Annotated in this window: 7 protein-coding genes; 5 read left to right on the top strand and 2 right to left on the bottom strand. The window is 67.7% G+C overall.

The window, feature by feature from the left end; all coding sequences use genetic code 11:
* Positions 1 to 28 precede the first annotated feature (28 nt).
* Positions 29 to 1,819, top strand: a complete 1,791-nt coding sequence (ggt, locus tag KEG57_RS51955; RefSeq protein ID WP_272428662.1) for a gamma-glutamyltransferase — start codon at positions 29 to 31, stop codon at positions 1,817 to 1,819.
* Between the two features lie 243 nt (positions 1,820 to 2,062).
* On the opposite strand, the gene KEG57_RS51960 is transcribed toward ggt, so the two are convergent.
* A complete protein-coding gene (locus tag KEG57_RS51960; protein WP_272428663.1) occupies positions 2,063 to 3,274 on the bottom strand; it encodes an LIC_10091 family protein in 1,212 nt (403 codons plus the stop codon).
* Positions 3,275 to 3,421: 147 nt separating this feature from the next.
* Here KEG57_RS51960 and KEG57_RS51965 point away from each other — a divergent pair, with 147 nt between their 5' ends.
* The 3 genes from KEG57_RS51965 (at position 3,422) to KEG57_RS51975 (ending at position 5,877) form a co-directional block, all read left to right on the top strand.
* On the top strand, positions 3,422 to 4,048 hold the full coding sequence (locus tag KEG57_RS51965) for a CDP-alcohol phosphatidyltransferase family protein (RefSeq protein ID WP_272428665.1): 627 nt from the start codon (positions 3,422 to 3,424) through the stop codon (positions 4,046 to 4,048).
* 146 nt (positions 4,049 to 4,194) lie between these two features.
* Complete coding sequence (locus KEG57_RS51970) at positions 4,195 to 5,112, top strand: DNA adenine methylase (RefSeq protein ID WP_272428667.1); 918 nt, start codon at positions 4,195 to 4,197, stop codon at positions 5,110 to 5,112.
* 63 nt (positions 5,113 to 5,175) lie between these two features.
* A complete protein-coding gene (locus KEG57_RS51975) occupies positions 5,176 to 5,877 on the top strand; it encodes a class I SAM-dependent methyltransferase (RefSeq protein ID WP_272428668.1) in 702 nt (233 codons plus the stop codon).
* 7 nt (positions 5,878 to 5,884) lie between these two features.
* On the opposite strand, the gene KEG57_RS51980 is transcribed toward KEG57_RS51975, so the two are convergent.
* Positions 5,885 to 7,159, bottom strand: a complete 1,275-nt coding sequence (locus tag KEG57_RS51980; RefSeq protein ID WP_272428670.1) for a type III PLP-dependent enzyme domain-containing protein — start codon at positions 7,157 to 7,159, stop codon at positions 5,885 to 5,887.
* Positions 7,160 to 7,243: 84 nt separating this feature from the next.
* Between KEG57_RS51980 and KEG57_RS51985 the strand changes: the two genes are divergently transcribed.
* On the top strand, positions 7,244 to 8,635 hold the full coding sequence (locus KEG57_RS51985; RefSeq protein ID WP_272428672.1) for an FAD-binding oxidoreductase: 1,392 nt from the start codon (positions 7,244 to 7,246) through the stop codon (positions 8,633 to 8,635).
* Positions 8,636 to 8,969: the final 334 nt, after the last annotated feature.

Raw genomic sequence — 8,969 nt, forward strand, 5'->3', positions numbered from 1 at the left:
ACGCTACCGCGCGTGGTATGAAGCGCCCGTGAACGCCCACGCTGCCGCACGCCGGCTCTTCGTTCGTGCAACGTTCGTCGTCTCGTCGATTCTCGCGGCCTCGTGCGGCGAGGGCGCGAAGCCCCCGGAGGTGCCGGCGGCCGCGTCTTCGTCCGCCGCGCCGCCCGCGCTCGCGCGCGTGCCCGCGACGTGGCGCTTCGATCTGAAGGCCGCGCCCGCGTCGGGGCGGGACGGCATGGTCACGAGCGACGCGGCGGATGCGACGCGCGTGGGCGTGGAGATCCTCAAGAAGGGCGGGAGCGCGGTCGACGCGGCGGTGGGCGTGGCGTTCGCGCTCGCCGTGGTGTTTCCGGCGGCGGGAAATGTCGGCGGCGGTGGATTCATGGTCGTGCGGCCGGAGAAGGGGGAGGTGCGCGCACTCGATTTCCGCGAGACCGCGCCAGCGAAAGCGACGCGGGAGATGTTCTTCGGGAAAAACGACGCGTCGCTCGTCGGTCACCTCGCCGCCGGGGTGCCGGGCGCGGTGGCCGGGCTTTGGGAGGCGCATCGTACCTATGGCAAGCTCCCGTGGAAGGATCTGGTGGCGCCTGCGATCCGGCTCGCCGAGGAGGGGTTCGTCGTGGACGAGGGGCTCGCCGAGATCGTCCGGGATCGCGCGGCGGATCTTGCGAGGTTTCCGGCGTCGGCGGCGATGTTCTTGCCGGGGGGAAAGCCGCTCGGCGTGGGGGCAGTCCTGAAAAACCCGGAGCTCGCGCGGGTGCTTTCACGTATCGCGGAGCGCGGGGCGCCAGGGTTTTACGAGGGGGAGACGGCAAAACTGCTCGTCGAGGAAATGAAGGCGGGCGGGGGAATCGTGACGGCGGAGGATCTCGCGGCATATCGGCCGGTCTGGCGGACGCCGGTGGAGATGGGCTATCGCGGGCACAAGCTGTTTGCGATGCCGCCGCCCTCGTCCGGCGGGCTCGTGCTCGCATTCATGCTCGGCGTGCTCGAAGGCTACGATCTCGGGAAGATGGGATTTCTTTCGCCCGAGGCGCTGCACACCACGGTGGAGACGTCCCGTCGTGCGTTCGCGAAGAGGAATTATTTCCTGGGGGATCCCGCGTTCGTGTCGATTCCCACGGGCGAATTCCTCTCGGCCGAGGCCATCAAAGAGGCGCGCGCGTCGATCGATCCGGCCCACGCGACGCCTTCCTCCGAGGTCGGTCCCGGGCGCGGAGGCGCAAACGAGAAAAAACACACGACCCATTTCTCGATCGTGGATCGCAACGGCGCAGCCGTGGCGCTGACCACGACGATCAACACGTCGCTCGGGGCAGCCGTGGTCGTGCGGGGCGGCGGTTTTCTCCTGAACAACGAGATGGACGATTTCGCGACCGAGCCCGGAAAGCCAAACGTCTTCGGCCTCGTGCAGGGAGAGGCGAATGCGGTCGCGCCCGGCAAGCGGATGCTGTCATCGATGACGCCGACGATCGTGGTCGGGCCGGACGGCGCCGTGCAAATCGTGACAGGCGCGGCCGGCGGGCCGACGATCATCTCGGCCGCGCTCGCGGTCATCACGAACGTGCTCGATCACGGAATGGGCGCGACCGCGGCAGTAGGCGCACCGCGGGTGCATCATCAGCATTTGCCAGATCAAATTTTCATGGAGGAAGGCGGAGTCCCGGAGGACGTGCTGCGGGCACTCGGCGCGCGCGGGCACAAGTTCGAGGCCTGGGACGCAATCGCGGACGCACCGTCGATCGTGCGAGGGCCAGGCGGCGTATGGGCAGGCGCGGCGGAGCCGCGTAACAAGAGCGGGCTCGCGCTCGGGCTTTGATGGCGTAGCGCCGGGGTTTCACCCCGGACCCCGACCAGGGGTTGTCCACCCCTGGACCCGGACCAGCGCAAGCGCTGGACTCGGGGTCGATGAACTGCGCGATGCGCAGTTCATCGAACAGGCCATGTTGGAAGAACTGCGCATCGCGCAGTTTTTCCACCTGAGGTCCAGGGCTTGCCCTGGTCCGGGTCGAGGGGCGGACAGCCCCCGTGGGGTCCGGGGCAACGCCCCGGCGCGCCCGCTTCAGTCGACGAACCCCTCGGTCGCGATCTTGAACCATGACCGCGTCGGGGCCTTCTGCTCACGCGTGACGAAATCGCCGATCTTTGCGAGCACGGTGGCCGTGCGGTGGCCCTCCATCTGCTTCGGGTGCTTTTGGCCCTGGTCGAGGTAGCACCGCAAGAAGAGCGCGTCGTCCGTGCGCGGGAGGGCGGCGACGTTGCGGATCCATTTCGTCCAGACCGGCGGCTCGAGCAGGTATTGCTCGACGTTCGACACGTAAAACGTGCTCACGCGGAGATCGTTTTTCTGGAGGAACGCGGCGATGGCGGGGAATGCTCCGTCGCCTGCGAAATCGCCGACGACGGGGACCACGCGACCCTCGCGCTCCATCGCCTGAACGAACCGGAAGGCCTCGTTCGTCGCGAGGAAGCCGCGCTTCTTGCCCGCCGGGTCCGCCGCGCCGAGCAGCTCGCGCAGCGAGGGGTATTTGCGGCCGGAGTTTTCTTTGAGCTCGAACCGGAGATCGATCTGTTTGTCGAAAAAGACCTGCGTCATCCGCGCGAGCGAGCGCTTGTCCTTGTCCGTGAGCGTGATGCCGTATGCCTCCTGCATGCGCTTCATGGCCCGATCGACGGTCGTGGCGAAGAGCTTCGGATCGGGGGCTTTCGTCTCGGCGTGCTTCAGGACGGCATCGACATCGGCGTCCGCGGGCGGGGCTGTGGCCGCGTCGTAGGGCCGGCCGACGAGCAGCGCGAGGAAATGGGAGCGGCTCTCGGCCTCCTCGAAGAGGAATCGATAATAAAGGTGCTGGAGGAGGTTGTCGCGGCGGATGTCGACGATGAACGCGAGGCGCGGGCGGGTGAGCGCGAGATACGTAAAATTCTGCTCGGGCCCGACGCCGATGTAGACGCCCCCCGCGGGCCGTGCCGCGAGCGCGTCGGCGGTCTGGAGATACGAGGTCTCGTTCGAGATGAGGTTGTCCGAAATGAAGTCGCCCCCCGGCTCGGAGAGGGAGCGAACGAGCTCACCGAAGGGGCCGTACGCGGGAGCTGCGGGCGCGGAGGCCGGGACGACGGCGGAGGCGAAGGCGCGCGCGGAAGCGGTGGCGGACGGGGCTGCGGAAGCGGGCGTGGAGGCGGCGGGTTCGTGCTTGGGCGGGTCGCACGCGGTGGCGAGGAGAAGGGCGAGGAGCGGGGCGAGGCGGGGGAGCAGGCGGGGGGTCTTGGGGGCCATGGCGGACCGGGAACGCCTCGGCGGGCGGGCGTCGTCCAGGGCGTCGAGGGTCCGATGGAAACGCGCAGGATGTCAAGGCGTGGAGGGGCGGTCGTGCTGTGGATCTTGGCCGCGTGCCCACATTGTGCCATGGATGCCAGTGCTGCCATGAAGAAGCCCCGACGCCGCCGCTTCTCGATGATCCGTGACTTTCAAGTCGCGGATTTCTTGACCCTCGGCAATGGATTTGCCGGCACCGGGTCGATGCTGGCGACGATGAAGTACGTGGCCTCGGGCGACGTGACGTTCCTGAGGCTCGCGTTCGGCCTGCTTCCGGTCGCGCTGTTCTGTGATTTCCTCGACGGGCGCGTGGCGCGGGCGCGGCGCGAGGTGTCGATGCTCGGGCAAGAGCTCGACTCGCTCGCGGATCTCGTGTCGTTCGGGGTGGCCCCGGCCGCGCTCGCGTTCGGGCTCGGGATGCGCGGGGGCTGGGACGCGATCGCGCTCGTGTATTTCGTGGCTTGCGGGATCAGCCGGCTCGCGCGGTACAACGCGACGGCGAGCCAGCTCGCCGACGAGGGCGGGAAGGTGAAGTATTACGAGGGGACGCCGATCCCGACGAGCCTCGTGCTCGTGGCGCTCTTCGGCGCGCTCGCGGCGAACGGGCGCATCGGCGCCGCGCTGCCGGGCGGGGCGATCGAGCTCGGGCCGTGGGAGCTGCATCCGCTCGTTTTGCTGTTCGTGGTGAGCGGGAGCGCGATGATATCGAAGACGCTCCGCATTCCGAAGCCCTGAACCCGTGATGCCCGATCAGCTGTTCAGGGACAAGTTTTCAGCGCACGAATCCGGGACAAGTTTTCAGCGATAGAATCTGTCCCGAACTTCTTCGTTCGAAAGTTTTGCCGAGCTCGATCCCCCATTGTAATTGCTGGGGTATCCACATGCTCGAGCGCGCGATTCGAACGCTCCCCACCCCGGCCCCAGTTCCCCTTCCGTCCGCCCGCCCCGGGCCCCTCAAGGCCCGCGGAAAGCCGCGTCCGGACATTCGTGAAATCGAGCCGGGGACGGCAAAACCCTTCATCAAGTGGGTGGGCGGAAAACGGCAGCTCCTCCACGAGCTCGATCCGCGCATTCCGTCGCGCTTCAATACGTACCACGAGCCCTTCGTCGGGGGCGGCGCGCTCTTTTTCCACCTCATGCCCGAGCGCGCCGAGCTCAGCGATACGAACGAGCGGCTCGTGCGCACGTACATCGGCGTGCGCGACGCCGTCGAGGACGTCATCGATCTGCTCGCGTCGTATCCCCACGATCGCGATTTCTTCATGAAGCTGCGCTCGAGCGACATCGACACGAAGACCGATGTGGAGGTGGCCGCCTGGTTCATTTATCTGAACCGCACGGGGTTCAACGGGCTTTACCGGGTGAACCGGCAAAACCAGTACAACGTGCCGTTCGGCGATTACCAGAACCCCACGATCTGCGACGCGGAGAACCTGCGCGCCTGCTCGCGGGCCCTGAAGCACGCCTCGATCCGGGTCGCCTCGTTCGAGGACGTCGCCGCGCGGGCGCGGCCGGGGGATTTCGTGTACTTCGATCCGCCCTACGTGCCGCTGTCGGCGTCGTCGAGCTTCACGTCGTACACGAGCGGCGGGTTCGGGATGCGCGAGCAGCAGAGGCTCCGGGACGTGGCGCGCGAGCTCAAGGAGCGCGGCGTGCGGGTGCTCCTGTCGAATTCGTCCGCGCCCGAGGTGTATTCGCTCTACGGGGACGGCTTCGAGCTCGCCGCCGTGGGGGCGTCACGCGCCATAAACTGCAAGGCCGCGGGGCGCGGACGGATTCAAGAGCTCATCATCCGGTGAAACGGCCGCGAGCGTCTCTTCGGAGGGCTCCCGGTCGCGGATCACGCGTCCGATGAACCGCGCATGCGCGCCGTTCTCCCGCACCACCGTCCAGGCACCCTCGTGCTTTCTGCGTCCCAGTGGGAAACGATCGAGGCGCTCCGCGAAGGCGCGCCGGTGACCGACGAGGCGCTCGACGCCCTGTATCCCGCAGACATTCGCGAGCTCTCGTCACGGTTCTGGACGCCCGTGTCCGTCGCGGTGCGCGCGGCCAAGCTCTGCGCGCAGGAGGGGCGGGCGCGCGTGCTCGACGTGGGCGCGGGCGTGGGGAAATTTTGTCTCGTCGGCGCGCTCGTCACGGAGAGCATTTTCGTGGGCATCGAGCACAGGCGGCCGCTCGTGGACGTGGGCCGCGAGGTGATCGCCGCCGTGGGCGCGAGGAACGCGCGGCTCGTGCACGGGACGATCGAGGACATCGATTTTTCGTATTTCGACGCGCTCTACTTTTACAACCCGTTCGAGGAGAACCTGGTCGCGCCGTCGTGGCAGATGGACGGCGAGGTGTCGCTGTCGTTGGAGCGGTTCCAGGAGGACGTGACGCGGATCGAGGCCGCGCTGGAAGCCGCGCCGACCGGGATGCGGGTCGTGACGTACCAGGGGTTTGGCGGGAAGATGCCGCACGATTACGAGATCGTGGAGGAGGACCCCGAAGGCGCGCCGCACCTCAAGCTGTGGGTGAAGCAGGAGCACCGGCCCCACCGGATTCCGCAGGGGATGCGGCGATAGAGGGGTTTCAGCGGCTCCAGAACGTGACGACGTCGTCCGGGGTTTCGCGGTTTTTCAGGACGGACAGCGTGTCTCCGTCATACCCGAGCACGAGCGGCAGGCCGCGGCTGCAATGGCGCGACCACATGCCGAGCGTGTAGGCGCCGATGTCGTGGATGACGACGAAATCCCCGGGATCGATGCAGGGGAGGGCGAGGCCCTTGGCGAGGACGTCGCCCGAGAAGCAAAGTGGGCCGACGATGGTGACGGGCTCCGTCGGACCGGCCTTGGGTCGCCCGTCCGCGTCGAGGACCGCGATCTCGTGGTACCACTCGTCCGGGCGATAGGCGCGGCGGACCAGGAGGTCGGCGCCGAGGTGGATCACGGCGAGGCGCTCGTCGCCGGCCTGCTTGACGTATTCGACGCGGCTCGCCGCCCAGCCAGCCGTTGCATGGATCGCCCGGCCAAACTCTGTGACGAGTCCCAGATCGCCGGTAAAGAGCCCCGGTATTTTCGTTTTTAATGCGTCGACATAAGCGGAGAGCGGGATCGGCACGTCGTCGGGGCGGTAGGCGACGGGCAGGCCGCCGCCGAGATCGAAGGTTTGGATGCGGCCCGCGCCGACGCGGCGCTCGATGTCCTCGCGGAGCGAATGAACCCGAGCAACACCCTCGACGAGCGTTTCGAGCGGCATGCCCTGCGAGCCCACGTGCACGTGCAGCGCGGACAGGAACGGGTGCGCCTCGAACGCGGCAAGGATCTCGTCCCGACGCTCGATCGGGATGCCGAACTTGGAGGAGCGCGTCGCGACGCTGGTGAGCGCGATGGAGCCGCCACCAACCTGGGGATTGACGCGGAGGCCGATGGGCGGCGGTCGGGTGTTTCCGAGCGCCGACGCGACCCGATCGAGCTCGTCGAAATTGTCGACGTTGAGATGCACGCCGAGCGCGAGGGCCGAGGCGATCTCGTCGCGGGTCTTCGCGGGAGAGTCGAAGACGATGCGCGAAGCGGGGCAACCAGCCGCGATCGCGAGGCGGACTTCCTCGAAGGAGGCAGCTTCGAGGCCCGCGCCCGCGTTGACGAGCGCGCGGAGGATCTCGACGACAGGGTTCGCCTTGACCGCGACGGCGTGCAACGTGCCCGCGGGGAAACGCGTTTCGAGCTCGACAAAGCGCGCGCGGACGCGGCCGAGGTCGTGGAAGAGGGCGGCTGACGTGCCCTCGCGGAAGAAGCCCTCGGCGAGGGCGCGCCGGAGCACGGTGGAGGCGTCGTCCAGGCGGGTACGCTCGATCCAGCGACTCATCGGGCTCGTGGTAGCCGTGGGGCCCACCACGTCAAGCGGCGCTTGCCGGTTGCAGGGAGGACGCGGGCACTGTATCGACCGACCATGACCGCTCTGCCCGAAGGGTTCCTCGCCGCCGTCGCCCGCGATTTCCCAGCCGATTTCCTCTCCGTCGACCCTTCCGACCTGGCCACCTTCGGTCGCGACTGGACGAAGGTGCACGAGCCGCGTCCCGCCGCCGTGGCGTTGCCTCGCTCGACAGACGAGGTGTCGCGTTTGCTCAAGCTCTGCACGGCGTTTCAAGTGCCGATCGTGCCCTCGGGCGGGCGGACGGGGCTCGCGGCGGGCGCGGTGGCAGCGCAGGGCGAGGTCGTGGTGTCGCTGTCGCGCATGCGGCGGATGAACTCGGTGGACGTGCTCGGCGGGACGGTGCGCGTGCAAGCCGGCGCAGTGACGGAGGAGGTGCACCGGCACGTGGGCGAGCATGGGTTGACGTGGCCCGTGGATTTCGCGTCGAAGGGATCGAGCCAGGTGGGCGGGAACATCGCGACGAACGCGGGCGGCGTGAAGGTGATCCGCTACGGGCTGACGCGGCAGTGGGTGCTCGGGCTCGAGGTGGTGCTCGCGAGCGGCGAGGTGCTCGAGCTCGGCGGCGCGCTGGAAAAGAACAACACGGGGATCGATCTGCGGCAGCTCTTCATCGGGAGCGAGGGGACGCTCGGGATCATCACGGAGGCGACGCTCAAGCTGACGCGGCTGCCGGGCAAGCTCGACGTGCTCTTGTTCGCCGTGCCAAACCTCGCGGGCGTGCTCGCGCTGTTCAAGGAGGCGCGCACGGGTCCCTTCGTGATCACGGCATACGAGTTTTTCACGGAAAAATGCATGGCGCGTGTGCGGCGGCACCGGAGCGTGCGCGAGCCACTCGCGGCGCCGAGCGAGTATTACGTGCTGCTCGAAGTGGAGCGGGCCGAGCCGGAAGCGCTCGAAGCGTGGATCGGGTCGCTGTTCGAGCGAGGCGTGGTGACGGACGGGACACTCGCGCAACACGCAGGCGAGGCGGCCGCGATCTGGGCGCTACGCGAGGGGATCAGCGAGAGCCTGAGCGCGACGGGGATGCCCCACAAGAACGACATCGCACTGCCGATCCAGGAGCTCGAAGGCTTCTGCGCAGAGCTCGAGAGCGTGTTCGATGCGCGTTATCCAGGCTGGGAGATCGCGCTGTTCGGGCACATCGGCGACGGCAACCTGCACGTGAACGTGATGAAGCCCGACGCGATGGAGAAAGCGGCATTCCTCGCGCGCACGCACGAGGCCGATCACACGATGTTCGAGCTCGTCCGGAAATACCGGGGCTCCATCTCGGCGGAGCACGGGATCGGTCTCCTCAAGAAGGATTACCTCGGCTATTCACGATCCGGGACCGAGATCGAGATCATGCGCGCGATCAAACGCGTGCTCGATCCGCTGGGGATCATGAATCCAGGGAAGGTATTTTAGCCTCTCGTCGGGGGCCGATTCGCTGGGGCTTTGCCCCAGGCCCCACCGGGGCTATCCGCCCCTGGACCCGGACCAGCGCAAGCGCTGGACCCGGGGTCGATGAACTGCGCGATGCGCAGTTCATCGAACAGGCCGAGTCAAGACCAGGGACGATCCTGCCAGTCAAAACAGCAGCGCTGACGTCTCGACCCATGACGCCGACGGCGTGAAACACACCCTCGCGGTCTTGCCACCGGCCTGTGGGAAGAACTGCGCATCGCGCAGTTCTTCCCCAAATGGTCCAGGGCTTGCCCTGGTTCGGGTCGAGGGGCGAACAGCCCCCGCGGGGCCCGGG

Source organism: Polyangium jinanense, assembly GCF_028435365.1.